This is a genomic window from Simkaniaceae bacterium, assembly GCA_021734805.1.
Taxonomy (GTDB): domain Bacteria; phylum Chlamydiota; class Chlamydiia; order Chlamydiales; family JACRBE01; genus Amphritriteisimkania.
In genome coordinates this window covers 1-15,530 of record JAIPIG010000036.1, presented here as the reverse complement: position 1 = coordinate 15,530, position 15,530 = coordinate 1, and the positions used below count along the sequence as shown (strand labels likewise).

The window sequence follows — 15,530 nt, the reverse complement described above, 5'->3', positions numbered from 1 at the left end:
AGATAATAATGATCTAAAAGTTTTGTCTGGTGGCAATAGAGAAGGGGAAATACCTGATCCCATCCCGAACTCAGAAGTCAAGCCCTTCATCGCCGATGGTACTATACACAAGAGTATGGAAGAGTAGGTCGCTGCCAGACTTTTTTTATTTGAAGCCGAACTAGCTTACGTTAGTTCGGCTTTTTTTTTGCTTGAATTGAACAGAGGCTAGCCCTCCTCCCCAACTTTATGAGAAATGCGGGCTAGTACACCCGATGGCGTACTAGTGTGTTTCTTTGGCAAGTTCAGCGTAGACTTTTCCCATAAAGAGACCGCCGATAAGTTGTCTTATAATGACAGCTGAAGCGCCTTTATAAAACCCTTTGATCCCTTCTTCTTTGAGAATCAATTGAGCTGTTTGGGCAGTAGATTGATTAGAATGCATTTGAAGCATTGTGATGCGTATAGCATTAAGGGGAGTCACGGCCATTTGAGCCGTCACTGAAATAGTTGATGCAATCACCATATTTTTCCAAAGAGGATTTTTAGGATCGATACAAAGTGAACCTGCAAGCATTGTCGGTGCAACCATTAAAAAGATGCGGGAAAATTGAAGTCGGACTCCTTTATAACCCTCATTTCTGGCTTCTATAAAAGCTTCTTTGATCATTTCTAATTGTGGTTTTGATGCGTCCTGTGCTTTTAAACTCAGAAGTGTAAAGAAATTTTCGCAAGGTAAATAGGCTGTTTCAACAAGGGATGATAATGTCCCTAAAACAATGCCTTGGGTTGTTTTGCGCAATAAATGATCTTCGGGTGCAGCGATTTCTTTTTTAGGAATGACATATTCTGCCACTTGGGTTGCAATGGGTTTACATGCAAACATGAGTAGAGGCATAACCATTGCAGCTTTCATCATTTCGTAGCCAAAGACAATGGGCATTTTATTATACGTGTTGCGATCGATTAAAATTTGACGATAGCTTTCGCTAGATGCCATTTTACGCTCATACAGCACTTTTAGAGGGTTTGAAATGGTAGGTCGAAGGGCTGATGAGAGAATCGTTGAGAAAAGCCCTTTAAGTTTATTGAGCGGGGTTGAGGCGTTAAAGACTTGGGATGCCCCAATGATTGCGGGTTCGGAAAACTCCAGGGTCCCCATCGAGGGGTCGCTTTCCTTTTCAGATAGGCGCACTACGGGCGTTGGAGTTAGGCGGATATGAGGCTGTAGGTCTGCATAGTCAATATGCAGCTCACTGTGACACGTTGAATGATGAGTGACAAATCGACTCATGCTATCGATCACTGTTTCAGAAAGTGATCTTGCCATGCCTTCTATGTTAGGTAATAGAGCTTTAATCAAGGCTGTGCAGACTTCAGATGGGCGCATTCTCGGAAGCCTAAGCGAAGGTGCCCTGAATGGGACTTGAAACGCTATATTATTAATTGAGTTTGTCATAATTAGTTTTTGTTATTATATTTAAAATATTATTATACCATAGTTTAAATTTATTTTACACATTAAATTAACTAAAAATAACTTCTTTAAGTCGTTGAAAATGAGTGATATATATAAAAATTCGAATTTTATATAGTTAGTTCTTGGGATAATAATTAATATTTTGTTAAGATTTCCCTCGTTCAATTAAAAATTTTATTAGGGGTGCTATGACTAGTTTGAATCCAAACTTAGGAACGGCTTTTTCAACTTCTCAAGCCTTTTTTGGGATGGGTAGTTCGCTTGTCGTTTATAAGGATGAAACAATTGCTGTTGTAAGTTCCGTTTTTGCCTCATCTATTGCATATATTCGAGCTCTTTATGCCATTGAGCAGCGTTTTCACATTGGAGAATCCCTTTTAAAACTTTGTAGAAATCCAAACTATTCGGGCACGATTGGGGTTTTAGGGGTGACGTTATTGAGCGCATATGCAGTGGCGCCGGCTTATCTTATCTATCTCATCGCCAAAAAGACCTTATCTTTACTCAACCAACATTTTAAATCAGAGCAAACGGTTCCCGAAGGAAGAGTAGAGGTTGATTTTGTTCGTGACGCCCAACCGGCTGAAAATGCTTCAGTGGCTAGAAATGATCTTCGAAATGATGAAGTGTACGATGATGATACGGAGGGTTTTGATGCCGACTCGGCTGAGCTAGTTCCTAGAACTTTTGAGGAATTGATTCAATTCAGAACAAGTCATTTATCTTCTCAAAAAATTAGAGCGGTGAGCGATTTAATGAGAGCCATTTCAACAATGACTTTTTTGTCGTTGTCATCAACTGCAGGACGTCTAGATGTGTTAGATGCATTATGGGGGGCCATATCGGCATATCATATTGCACAAAATAGGTGGTTGGAAATTGAGAAAAAATTTGAATGCATTCCCTTTTATTGTGATGGGATGCGTATCAATGCATACGTGATTCGAATGAAAGTTCTCGTTTCCTCAGGGGAACTAGATCAGGTAATGAGTGATTTTCGAGAAAAAATCGAAAGTAAAATATTTGATCAATTCTTAGATAGGCATATTTTATTTCAAAATGAGTCTGTAAAGTCCGGAACAACTTGGCTCGGAGACAAAGCAGTCGAAGGTGTATTGCAGATTGATCCGTCACGTTGTTCTTTGATGCGCTTTCCCGCAAGAGAAGTTGAAATCACGGCAGATATGATCAGTGATACCGGAAGGAGTTTTCCTTTAAAGATTGTATTTAACTCGATTCCATCACGTTTGGTTTAGAAGATATCCTAAAATTTTAATTGTGACGGAGCACTAGATTTAAACACAAAAATTTAGTTATAAGGAGTTTCTTATATTGATTTTATAAAAACTTATTTTTTTGTTTGATGTTAAAGCTTGGAATTCAGTTTTTTTTGATCGGGATTTGTTTGTTTTCTTCTTTGAGAGCAAATAATGGGGGGGTGATTTCCGTTTCAGATAAGGATCTTCCCAAAATGCCAAACGCACCGGGGCAAGAATATCCCGTTCAACCTAAACCGACAGATCAAAAAAAAACAAAGAAGCAAAAAAAATCCAAGCAAGATCAGCCTATTCGAGATCAAGGTCTTCCTCAAAAGTCGAGAAGCTTAAATCAAATTGATACATTAGCTCCACAAGGAAAGGAAGCAATCGACACCGATCCCAATGAAGAGAGACGGGTTGGTTCGGGAACAAATCTCAATAAACATCCGGCTGATGTCGATGATGTGGAATATGACCGGGGCCATGGAAATGTCGATTACGATCAAGATATCAATCAAGATGTCAATATTCAAGAAAGAGGAGAAATGGCACCTGCTCTTGGTGGGGCGGGGAGTGATTTAAATCAGCCTCAATCTATAGAGCAGCAAAATGGTCAATCGGGCATAGGGCAGGGCGTCTTTTCAGAACCTACTGACGATATCAATCAGGAAGTAGAGATTCGTGAGCGAGGAGAAAGTGCCCCGTCTCTTGGGGGTGCCGGTGTGGATCTCAATCAAGAGGTGGAACCTCTAAAAGACAATCAAAAGCCTTCGGGCCCCCGTGTGCTCGATCTCAATACACTGAATCCCGATGAAGCAACGGAGAGCTACCCTAAAGAAACAGCTCCACAACCCAAATTGCGCTCTCGTAAGCAAAGTCAGGGAAGCCTACCGGCGCAAGAGGTCGAACGGCAAAAATCTTGGGTCAATGCTTATCCCACCGGTGTGATTATTCCCAAAACGAAAGGCCTTGTCCTTTTCTCCGATGTCAAGGATATGAATTTAGTCAATACGTCGAATTTAGCCGGATTTCATGTGGTGAACTTAAAAGTTCCCGGGAAAGTATCGAAGCTCGATGCACTCATCACGCCCATTTATTTAAATAAACCTCTGACAAAAAAGGTCCTGGAGAAGCTGATCGAGACCATTGAGAATTATTTTGTTCAAAATGATCGCCCCATTACGAAAGTAGTTGTTCCAAGGCAAGCGATTAATCAGGGAGTGCTTTCATTACTCGTCGTTCAGGGCAAGTTAGGTAAAGTCACTTCAAGGGGAAATGTTTGGCTCTCCAATGAGCGCTTACAAGAATATGTGCAATTACAGCCGAATGAGGTCATTGATGAGAGACTCGTTAGACAGAGTATCGATTTTGTCAATCGCAATCCTTTTCGAACCGTAGAAGCTGTCTATAGTGAGGGGTTGAACTACCAAACAACGGATCTCGAGCTCATCGTGCGCGAAAAAATGCCTTTTAGACCCTATGTCGGTGTGGACAATATGGGCCTGCAGTTGATTGAGAGAACCCGCATCTTTGCCGGATTTAACTATGGGAATTTATTTGGCGCCGATCAAATCATCTCATTTCAATTCACAACATCAAAAGATACCACGGCGTACCGCTCATTTACCGGATCATATATTATCCCGCTGCCATGGCAGAACATCTTAGAGTTTTATGGGGGATATTCAACCGTGCGTGTTCCGATGCCGGTTCCTTTTGCACAAAGTCAGGGGCGCTCTTCGCAAGTTTCGGGGCGCTATACGATTCCTCTTCCCATGTATAACCGTTATATCTCTCACGAGTACCGTCTCGGTTTTGATTTTAAACGGACGAATAACACACTTGAATTTGTCGAAGATTATCCCCAGTTTGGACAGACGGTGAATTTAAGTCAGATTGTGATGGGCTATAAAGCCGAGTGGAAAGGAGTCCATTGGCTCACCTCATTTGAATTGAATGGATACTGGTCGCCCGGGCAGATTTTTAATGATCAGTCAAATGCCGATTATGAGACGTTGAGATATGGCGCTAAAAACAAATGGGTCTATGGAAGAGGCGAATGGCTTCAGAAATTTTTATTTGGCCGCAATGGAGAAGTTTCTTTTAAGGTCGCAGGGCAACTCTCTTCGATGACACTCTTGCCTTCCGAAGAATTTGGGATTGGGGGGATGGAAACGGTGAGGGGGTATGAAGAGAGGCAGCTCAACGGAGATCAGGCTTTTCTCGCATCAGTCGAAATTAAATTACCTGCAATGAATGGGATCATAAAGCCAAGAGCTTCAAAAGAAGGCGTACTTGTAGAAGATTTATGGCAGCTGGTTTTGTTTTGTGATTATGGACGCACTTGGGTAAAAAATGACATGTTTGACTATGAGGGAATTAACAGTCTCGTGATGGCTCCCAAAACGCAGTTTTTATTTGGTGCGGGTCCGGGGCTTCGCTATCAAATCGGGGCTTATCTTTTCTTAAGAGCTGATGTTGGAATTAAGATCAAACGCGATCCGAGCCTTTATGGCGGTGGACCTGCGATGGTACATTTTATGGCAATGGCGAGTTTTTAAAATGAAAAAGCAGTTGAGTTTGCTCATTTTAAGTTGCAGTGCTCTCTGGGGGAATCCCTCAATACCCCAAGTGATGCACGGCCATGCCGTTTTTAAAAATAATGGAGCTGAGCTCATTGTCAATGCCGATCACAATAGCATTATTCATTGGGAAAATTTTTCTATTGGGCCCGGAGAAACGGCGCGATTCTGTTTGCCCGATCACCATTCATCTCTTTTAAATCGGGTGGTGGGCCATCACAAAAGCGTAATTGACGGCGTTTTGCAATCAAACGGGAATGTATTCCTCATCAATCCTCAAGGGATTGTTATTTCCAAAAGCGGGGTGATTGATGTAGGAGGTTTTTTCGCCTCCACCCTCGATATGCCCAATCAAATGTTTTTAGAGGGAAAACAGATGCTGCTCAGTGGCGAGTCAAAAGCGGCGATCATCAATCAGGGCCAAGTTAAAGCTAGAAATAAAGATATTACATTCGTTGCCATGCAAATTGATAATCAAGGATCTCTGTCGGCTCCTAAAGGGAGCGTGAATTGCGGAGCCGGCATGGAAGTTTATTTTCAACCCGATGCATCTCAACGCATCTATGTGAAAAAAAAGATCCATGTGGAAGAGGATGAAAAACTCGATTGCGGCTTTAGCCATGCGGGAGTTGTTGAAGCAGTTCAGCATCAAGTGAGTGTAGATGGCAATGTCTATGCACTTGCGATGAATTTATCCGGGAATACGGAAGTCATATCGATTGATGAGCTGGATAGCATGATTTTTTGTGATGCGGGTGACGGCCGCATTGTCATTGAAGGGAATATGAAGGCCCATCATAGGGATGGAAAGGGAGGAGAAATCCATCTTTTCGGCAATAAAATGGAAGCGCATCATGCGACCATTGACGTATCCGGTGAAAAGGGCGATGGCCTGATTCAAATGGGGCGAGACTATGAGAATCGCTTTGATGTCCAAAAAGCGCGTGCGATATGGCTTGATCGAGACTCCCATCTGATAGCCGATGCAAAGAGCAATGGCAATGGGGGGTCCATTTATTTATGGGGGAATGAATATTGCGTCAATGACGCGCGTGTTTCAGCCCGTGGAGGAAGCGACGGTGGGGATGGCGGTTTTTACGAGATTTCATCTTTTTCTCATCCCATTCCAAGGGGAAAAACAGATTTAAGCGCTCCTAATGGAGTTGCCGGCACCGTTTGCATTGATCCCAGCAATGTGACAATTACAAATACGGGGAATATCGTCCCAACACGATCGACACCGGATGGCACTGAATTTGTATTTAACTCAGCAAGTGTTGAACTTGACCCCGATCAAATCCAAAGTTTACTTGACTCGGCCAATGTGATCATCGATACGTCTATTACGAATACCCCCTATGGAGAGCAAGGCAATATTACATTAGGCATTGATTATATTTATATCGGATCGAATACGTTAACCATGCGAGCCGATAATAATATCCATATTGCCAGTCCGATTCGAACACAAGCCGATATCGTAATGGAGGCTCAAAATAATATTACAATGGATTTGACCATTCCAACATTTAATTATGTGATTTCAGATGAAGGGGATATCTCTTTGACGGCGAATAACACGTTATTGATTGATGCGGCCACTTCAAGTGGAGGATATGAGCAATTCGGATTATTTGCGACGCTCGGAAATATCAATATTGCAACAGATGATTTAATGCTGACAACTCCCAATAATCAGGATGTTCAGATCAGTGCTAAGGGCGATATCAATATCAACCCCATTACAGATAACGGGTATATACATATTGCATCGGGTATTACGTTGAGTGCAGCGCCCGGGGAGACCGGAGAAGCCTATGTTATCACCTCCGATGGAGATATTAACATCGGAAATCAAAAAGCATTTCAAGCCGTTGAGCTGAATCCGCTTGAAGCCGATGCGTATATCTCTAATGAATCAACCGGGGGGCATGTTAATATCACATCTGAATCCATTGTCCTTAATGGAGGAGCTTCATCACAGGCGGCTAGATCTTGGATAGCAACAATCGATGGTCAAATGATCCTAACGGGTAATTTAGAAATGTATGGGGGCTCGGGAGATCAGGATGTCTCCGTTTTTATTGAACCGTTGAATGCAGGTCTTCTGATTATTCAGGGGACATCACATATCCTACAAGGAGGGACAAGTACGGATGTCGGATATGCCACTCTTGGCAATAAGGGATTAATTCAAATCGTTGGATCCATTAGCCTTACCGGAGGGGCTAGTGGGGGGGATAATTCCGTAGTGATCGCAACAAGTCAAAATCCCGGTGCGATTAATTTTTCCAATGGCGCGGTGACTCTGCAGGGAGGGGGTAGCGTAACGAGTACTTCCGGTGCCTATATTGTCACAGATAGTGATGATTCACCGATTACGTTTGATGCAAATACAAGTGCATTGAATATAACGGCGGGCTCAAGTGGATCTAATAACGCAAAGGCCTATATTCAAACAACGGGAAATAATTCATTGATTGGCGGACGTTTAGGCAGTATCACGCTCACGGCGGGCAATGCTTCAGATGCTTATATTACGACACTGGGATCTAATGCGCCCATTTCATTTTCGGGAACGGGAGAGATGGCCCTTTATGGTGCGGCAACAGGAAGCGGTAAGGCCTATTTGAGTGTTCAAGGTTCAGGTTCTATGACTGTTGAAAAACCGGGGGATATCACGCTGACAAGTGAAGCCAATGCTCAAGCGTATCTTTCGACAAACAACGGCAATATTACGATAACTACAAGTGGGGACTTAATTTTAAACGGCTCGGAGGGAAGCGGTGCAGCATCACGTCCGACATATATTTTGAGTCATGGCTCTCAATCCATTGCAGCAACAAACTTTTATTTGTCGGCAATGGGAACCGGAACGGGAAATCAAGACGTTTATTTACAAACAACAGGGGATAGTCATCCCTTAACGCTCACCGGAACGAGCGTTGAATTAATAGGGGGGGATGGAGGACAAACATCTTCCTATATCAAAACACTTGGGAATAATAGCGATATTACAATCAATGCCGGTTTATCAGTCACCGGGGGAATCGGTGCAGATTCGGTAGCGGAAATCATTGCCGAAGGGAATTCGGATATTTCCATTCAATATACGGCATTACCTGCACAAAGTGTTAATTTAGTCGGTGGTTCGGGGACGGTATCCTATGCGGATATTTCCATTTTAGGTGATGGAGCTTTGAGTATTGATGTGAGTGGGGATGTCCAATTAACGGGAGGGACAGTCACAACGGGGAAAAATGCCGATGCCTACATCGATGTGGGAGGTGCGATTACGATTTCAACTTCAGGTAATGTCAACATCAACGGGGGCTCCGGAACGGGAAGTAATTTGGCCTATATTATGAGCTCAAACGCCAATGGAGATATTAGCCTTAATGCAGACACTTTGACCATCCAAGGGGGATCCGGAACGCTGTCTGACGCATCATTAAAGACAAGTGGAACCGGGGCTGATATTAAAGTGCGTGCAGGCTGCAATATATTAGGGGGAACCGGAACCTCTTCCAGTGCGGAAATAACGACGGAAGTGAGTGGAAACATCGATATCGAAGCTTTTGGCAAAGATCAGCATTTGACGATCACAGGGGGAACCGGCACCACTTCTTCTGCGGGCATCTCCACTCAAGTGGAAGGAAATATTCGAGCCAATGCCGGTGGAGATTTTCAATTTACAACGCTTGGCACCAATAATGGACAACAAGTTTTTGTCACTTCACGCGGCGTGACTGAAATCAGTGCACATCAAGGAGATATCTATATCAGCTCAGGAAATAGTTATTCGGATATTTCTTCTTACAATTATATGATTCTCAATGCCTTTACGAATAATATTTTTATCAGAGACGGAAACTATGTAAAAATTAACACCGGTGGCAGTGGATATATGCAATTAAATGCAGGTGTGAGTGTCTATTTAGAAGGCAATTCCTATTTGCAAACGCCTTCAAATATTCCTATTACCGTTATTTGCGATAGCCTATTTCCCGTTCCTTATGAGTACGGAAGTGGTGGATTTCATAGCGCTCCCGATACGAGCGTTTCATGTTCCAATGCCCCTCTTAAAATTTACACCGCGCAGTTTACAAGTAATTCCATTCAAGGACTACTCAACGGCGTGAGATTTTCGGGAAGTAAAGGGATCGAAGATGCCAATGATCGCGAGTTTGTTTATTACCCATATGGCAGATATGCGCCTCCCTATACCGTCTACTATAAATTTACGGAACTTAAGGGACAAGTGGTCTTCAATATCCTCAACACCGCGGTATCACAGCTCTTTTATCAAATTGATGAAGAACCGCTATCATATCAGGCTATGACGTTATGGGACGTCTTTAACTTCAGGAGCGCCTTTTCTTTAAATGAAGAGAATAACAATGAAGTGTTAAAGCGTCAAAGAGGGCGACTCACTCAGCCGACGGCTCGCGATGTGATCATCGCTCAAACCCATTGATGAAAGTCCATGATAGACGAGGTCCCGGTAGGCTTTCATGATTTGACGCGTTTGACTCTTTTGATCGCATGAGCGGTAAGTGATGCCATCGATTTGAGCGATGGGAATGATTTCTTTGACGCTGCTCGTTAAAAAAGCTTCATCAAATTCCCTTAGCTGATCGCGATGGATATCGCATTCTTTGACTTGCATAAACGGCGAGACTAACTCGATAATGGCGTCGCGCGTGATTCCTTTCATCAAGTGTTCTTTGGGTGTATAAAGCGTTTGGTCTTTAATGAAGAATAGATTGCTTGTTGAAGATTCGGTGACTCGCCCGTCGGGTAAATAATAGACAATATCGTCAAAGCCTTCTCGATGCGCTTTTTTCATGGCCAAAATGGCGAGGGCGTAATAGGTCGATTTGATTTCAGGTAAACTGCGTAGCGTGTCCGTTGTCATGATTTTAAATCCACTCCGGTAGACTTCAGGTGTCATTTCTTCCACTGAATAGACAGCGATAATTAAGGTGGGATTATCTTCCGGCATGAGCCTCTGAGAGGAGAGGCCACCCGTTAAAACCAATCGGATGACAGATTCTTTTCCGGAACGTTTTTGGAGCAAACAGTGAACGCTCTTTTCAATGTCTTCAGCAGATATTTTAAAAGGAATTTCTAAAACTTGCGCCGAATAGTTTAAGCGCTTAATGTGTTTTTCCAGCTTAAAAGGCTTTTCTCCATAGGTGCGAAGGAGCTCAAAGGCCCCATATCCGCGCGTCAGCCCCAAATCAAAGATTGAGATCACAGCATTGTCTGAGTGAACTTCTTGTCCATTAATCATCACAAACAGATCGCGTGTCATAAGTAGGATCCTTTTATTGGGATTTTTTCTGAGGAATTTACCACTAATTTTTAAATTGTACAGCATTTATTTCATCTTTTGGTTGAGGGGCTAAAAGCTTCTTTGGCTTACCTGGGAAATGCTTTTTTCGTTTGTTTTCTGTTTTTAAATAATGATGTAATTAAATTTTTTTTAAAAAATTATTGAAAAGATATAAACAAACACAATATTTCAATAAATGTAGACCACAAAATAACCATTCAAGGAGTCATCATGGCACTACAACAGACGATTGATCAGATGAAGCAATATTTATCATGCATCAATAACGATATTGAAAAGGCAGTTAAAGGGAACAAAGCGGCTTCTCAACGCGTTCGCACTAACTCTATCCGTTTAGAAAAAGTTGGAAAACTTTATAGAAGAGAATCAATTAAATGGGAAAAATCAGGCGGAGCAAAAGAGGTTAAAACGAAAGTGACTGATAAACCGGCGTCTGCAACAAAAGCAAAAGCAAAAACTAAAGCGAAAGCAGTTGCTCCAAAGGCAAAAGTTGCACCAAAAGTTCAAGCGGCAGCTAAGAAAAAAGCACCCGTCAAAAAGAGGGCAACACGCACAAAAACAGCTAAAAAAACAACTTCTAGAAAAAAGACATCTAGAAGACGTTAATCTTAAGTCGAATTAAAACATTCTTTTAATTCGATACAATAATGACCGTTATATGAGACTGCATATCTCGAATAACCGATCTTTGTAGGAGATAGCATTGAGTTGATATCTCCTATTTTTTTATTCGGTTTTAAAGTATGCTCTTTGCATGCGAAAAATCGAAGGCGAAGTCACTGAAACAATTGAGAGCATCTCTTCAAAGGGGGATGGGGTATGCTTTTTGCGTGGAAAATATGAGTGCCACGTTTCCGGTACCTGTGAAAATGAGCGCGTCAGATTGCGCGTCGTGGGCCGGAGGCGCAAGCAGTTTATCGGCAAATTGGTTGAGCTTCTAGATAGATCTCCGCAGCGCTGCAGTGCGCCGTGTCCTCATGCCGCCCAATGTGGCGGATGCCGTTTACAGCACCTCAACTATTCAGATCAACTCATCCTCAAGCAAAAACGGCTTGAGAAGCTCTTTGCGCCGCATCGAGTGCAGCCAATCATTCCCTGTGACACGCCTTGGCGTTATCGCAACAAGATGGAGTTTACCTTTTCACAAGATCGAGAGGGCAATCGCTTTTTAGGGCTTATTGAATGGGGGACAAAAGGGCGGGTAATGAACCTCGAGGCATGTCATATTTGCTCTGAGAAGACGCTTGACGTTCTCGATGCGGTCAAGGCCTGGTGGGATGCGTCAGATTGCCCCGCTTTTGCTGCAACAAGAGGGGAAGGCCAGTTGCGCACGCTCACGATTCGGGCCTCCCGGCAAACGCTTGCAATGCAAGTGATGTTAACACTCTCCTCACGCCTTCATCCGGCAGATGAAAAGAATCTGATTGAAAAGCTCAAGCCCTTTTCTCTTTCTCTCTTTTTAAATATCCAACACACAAAAAAAGGTGAGTCTACCCGCTTTGAATTGATTCATTTACTTGGGGAAGAGCGCTTTGAAGAGCACTTCACCGTGAATTTCAACGGGCAATCAAAGCTATTTCGCCTGATGGCTTCTCCCTATTCTTTTTTACAACCCAATACTGCTCAAGCTGAAAAAATCGTGCAAAAAGCATTAAAGCTCCTCGATTTAAGGGGGGATGAGACGATTCTCGATCTCTATTCAGGCGTTGGAACAATCGGCATGGGGCTCAGCCCTTTTGCAAAAGAGATCATTGCAATTGAAATTGTTGAGCAAGCGGCACAAGATGCCAAGATCAATCACGAAATCAACAATGTCCATAATATGGTTGCATTGGACGGCGATGTTGAGACATCGCTCCGGTCGATCCACAATCAAGTCGATGTGATTGTCGTGGATCCTCCCCGTAACGGTTTAGGTCTGGTTGTGATTGAGCAAATCCTTGCGCTGGGCCCTAAAAAATTGCTCTACATCTCCTGCAACCCTCAGTCTCAACGTCAAGACTTAGAGAGCCTCTTACCTAACTATGAGCTGATTGCTTTGCAGCCTATCGATCAATTCCCTCATACGATGCATGTTGAAAATATTGCCCTCCTCATTCGGACCACTTCATTTTGATCCGGCTTTGCCCCACTCTCTGAACCCTCATTTTTGCGTAAGGTGAGTTACCAATTCCTGTAATGGCATGTTCAAGCCGATTGCAGGAATTGGTAACCGATTGTATGTCAAAATCTTGCAAAACTCGCATCCGAAAAAATGTACAAAGTCGAGATTAAAATACAAGACATTGTTATAATCGGAGTTAATTCTAAAATTCAGACGATCAAGGATAATCCAATGTATTTTCTACCATTTGTTGCTGATGCAACTCAAGGCGCTGCAGAAGGCAAACAAAACATCACTCAAACCATCATCATGGTGGTTGTAGCTCTTTTATTCTTTTATTTTATCCTATGGAGACCGGAGCAAAAACGGAGAAAAAATCTTGAGCAAAAACGCACCTCCTTAAAGAAAGGGGATAAAGTTACGGCAATGGGTATTGTAGGGACGATCACAAAAGTCAATACGGATACGGTCGTGATTTCAAGCTGCGATGAAACTAAGATTGAAGTGCTCAAACAAGCCGTCACGGATATCATTACTCCGGCACAAGAAGCGAAAGCAACAGGGTCAGCAGAAGCCGAATCTAAGTAGTGTTGTTATTGCCTGCTTAATTTTGGAGAGGTTGTTGAGATGAACTTAGCAAAATTCATCAGCCCTTGAGTTCGGCGTATTCGGGTCCGGCTTGCCATGATTTCTTCATCCGCAGTTGTCGTGCGACCCGCTGCTGTTTGAGGAATAATGAGTTCTCTCAAGCCTGCCATAGCCAACTTAAAACCAATTTCCGTACCTGTATCCAAGGATGATGGGAGAGCACGGGCAGCAATGGCATCCCTAAGGAGTTGTTGCAGTGCTTCGCTTTCGGTTTTAAGGCCTTTAACAATGCGATCAAAATCTTTGCGGCTCATTTCAAGTTGCGCGCTAGGATCATGAAAATCGGGTACGGTTTTAAAATTTCTTGTCGCTATTGGGGCCGCATCTGAAGATGCAGTATCATTGACTTTGGAATAGCGATCGATCTGATCTTGGAAAAAAAGTTTATCCTCAGCCGTAGCCTCATCGGAGTTTGGGGTTTTAAGCATTTCTTCAGTTTTGCGAAGCTGATCTTTCAATGCTTGGTTTTCCTCCTGTATCTCTTCCAGTTGTTTTGTCAATCTTGGAATGATCCGATCGGGTGTTCGGGGTTGAGGTGATGGGGCGCCTAATCTAGATTCAGCCCATTCAGTTGGATCTTCTGTCAGAGCGCGTAATGCCCCCCATATCGCCTCGGTGTTCTTCCTTTCGCCGTCTTCAAAAGTGGCAACACGTCCCTTTAATGTTGCGTTTTCAGTTGTTAATGTGTTAACGAGCTCCTCTTGAGCCGTTAACCGGGATTCAAATTCGTTTTGGGCCTCATGCAGTGTTTTTTCGACACCCTCGAGTTCTGAAATCAGTTCTGCCATGTCTTTGCGATTCGATGCAAGCTGAGCTTCTTTAGATTTTAACTCTTCTTCAACTTGTCTAAGCTCATCTAGTACGGGATGAATTTCTGCTTGAATGGCCTCAAGCTGTCGCTCAGATTTGAGCAGGGCATGCTCTTTGAAAGCTAAATCCTGTTTCATCTCAGCAAGTTGGGTCTTTAATTCAAGAATTTTATCTTTCTGCGCTTGAGATGAGTGTTCAAGCGTATTTAGCGCGGTTGTATAAGTGGTCTTGAGAGAGTCAATTTCAAGCTCAGATCCTTGTCGTAACTCAATAATTTGAGCCTCTAAATCTTCTTTTGCTTCTTGTAGGGATTCAATTTCGGATGATAGTGCCTTGATTTGAGGCGTTGCCTTACAACGCTGCTCAGCGTCTTGACAAGCTACCTCTTTGCGCTCTAATTGGCGTTGCATTTGAGCAAGGCGCTGCTTTAAATCGTTGATTAGAGTCTGCTTTGCATCAACCGTGTATTGTTGGGATGTGATCAAAATATTCTGGCTCGAATTCAATGCGCGTAAATCAGAAATTTCAGTTTCTAAAGCCACTTTCAGCTCTTCTAATCTTTCAATCTCAGCAGGGGAATGATCAGAAAGCTCTGACAATGCATCATCATCAGAAAAAACAGCGCGCTGGGCGGTTAAGTGTTCTTGAGCCTGTTGAAGTTGGCTTGAAACATCTTGGAGCTCTTCAGTCAGGTGTTGAATCTGAATCTCTTTCGTTTGTAGCTGTTCGGTGTGCTCTTGGAGTAAATCTTTTAAGCCTTGTTCACGCTCTTCAACGGTAGCGAGTTCACGCTGTATTTTTTTGTGGTCTTCTCTTAGTCGTTCTACATCACCTGTCATTTCATCAGATCTGTTATCGCTCTGAGGCGCAAGCGCCGCACTAGCTAAGCGAGCATTGAGTTTTTGAATTTGATTTTGGAGGGTGCTAGCTTCAGATTGTGTCGTTTCAAGCTGAGCTCGAAGCGTTTCTATGATTTCATTTTGTTCAGAACATAAAGGAAATAAATCTTCCGATGATTGAATGGTTCTTTTAAGGGATTCAATGTCTGACCGAAGAGCATTGCATTCCATTGTTGTTGCTTGATAATCCTCCTTAGCTTCTTCCCAAGCAGAGGTGAGTTGCTCTACCCGTTGTTGAAGTGCGCTTTCTTGATGAGAAGCATTCAACGACGTCAGTGTCGCTTGTGGTAAAACAGAGCGCGCAACAGGAGTTGGCCTGACAGCGCGAGGAGAGGGGGTATCATCATTTTCGGTGCGTCTAAACACTTGAGAGTAGATCTCTTCCCCTTTTTGACGAAGGGCTTGAAGGG

General features: G+C 43.1%; 9 protein-coding genes and 1 rRNA gene. 7 read left to right on the top strand and 3 right to left on the bottom strand.

Features of this window, described 5'->3' with window-relative positions; genetic code table 11:
- The first annotated feature begins 25 nt into the window (after window positions 1-25).
- A 5S ribosomal RNA gene (rrf, locus tag K9M07_07080) occupies window positions 26-140 on the top strand.
- Window positions 141-262: 122 nt separating this feature from the next.
- On the opposite strand, the gene K9M07_07075 is transcribed toward rrf, so the two are convergent.
- On the bottom strand, window positions 263-1,369 hold the full coding sequence (locus tag K9M07_07075; GenBank protein ID MCF7852984.1) for an MC/SLC25 family protein: 1,107 nt from the start codon (window positions 1,367-1,369) through the stop codon (window positions 263-265).
- A gap of 278 nt (window positions 1,370-1,647) precedes the next feature.
- Here K9M07_07075 and K9M07_07070 point away from each other — a divergent pair, with 278 nt between their 5' ends.
- From K9M07_07070 to K9M07_07060, 3 genes are all read left to right on the top strand, one after another.
- A complete protein-coding gene (locus tag K9M07_07070; GenBank protein ID MCF7852983.1) occupies window positions 1,648-2,715 on the top strand; it encodes a hypothetical protein in 1,068 nt (355 codons plus the stop codon).
- A gap of 149 nt (window positions 2,716-2,864) precedes the next feature.
- Complete coding sequence (locus K9M07_07065) at window positions 2,865-5,279, top strand: BamA/TamA family outer membrane protein (protein ID MCF7852982.1); 2,415 nt, start codon at window positions 2,865-2,867, stop codon at window positions 5,277-5,279.
- Between the two features lies 1 nt (window position 5,280).
- Window positions 5,281-9,777, top strand: coding sequence for a filamentous hemagglutinin N-terminal domain-containing protein (locus K9M07_07060; GenBank protein MCF7852981.1), 4,497 nt, complete (start codon window positions 5,281-5,283; stop codon window positions 9,775-9,777).
- Here K9M07_07060 and K9M07_07055 read toward each other — a convergent pair.
- Complete coding sequence (locus K9M07_07055; protein MCF7852980.1) at window positions 9,709-10,617, bottom strand: aminotransferase class IV; 909 nt, start codon at window positions 10,615-10,617, stop codon at window positions 9,709-9,711. The genes K9M07_07060 and K9M07_07055 overlap by 69 nt on opposite strands.
- 252 nt (window positions 10,618-10,869) lie before the next feature.
- Between K9M07_07055 and K9M07_07050 the strand changes: the two genes are divergently transcribed.
- The 3 genes from K9M07_07050 (at window position 10,870) to yajC (ending at window position 13,351) form a co-directional block, all read left to right on the top strand.
- Window positions 10,870-11,265 (top strand): histone, encoded by a 396-nt coding sequence (locus tag K9M07_07050; GenBank protein MCF7852979.1) that lies wholly within the window; start codon window positions 10,870-10,872, stop codon window positions 11,263-11,265.
- Window positions 11,266-11,413: 148 nt separating this feature from the next.
- Window positions 11,414-12,775 carry a 23S rRNA (uracil(1939)-C(5))-methyltransferase RlmD gene (gene rlmD, locus K9M07_07045; protein MCF7852978.1) on the top strand — a complete coding sequence of 454 codons (1,362 nt, stop codon included), beginning with the start codon at window positions 11,414-11,416 and terminating at the stop codon, window positions 12,773-12,775.
- A 219-nt stretch (window positions 12,776-12,994) separates the two neighbouring features.
- A complete protein-coding gene (gene yajC / locus K9M07_07040) occupies window positions 12,995-13,351 on the top strand; it encodes a preprotein translocase subunit YajC (protein MCF7852977.1) in 357 nt (118 codons plus the stop codon).
- Between the two features lie 5 nt (window positions 13,352-13,356).
- On the opposite strand, the gene K9M07_07035 is transcribed toward yajC, so the two are convergent.
- Window positions 13,357-15,530: hypothetical protein (locus K9M07_07035; GenBank protein ID MCF7852976.1), on the bottom strand; the 2,174-nt coding region annotated here is incomplete at its 5' end.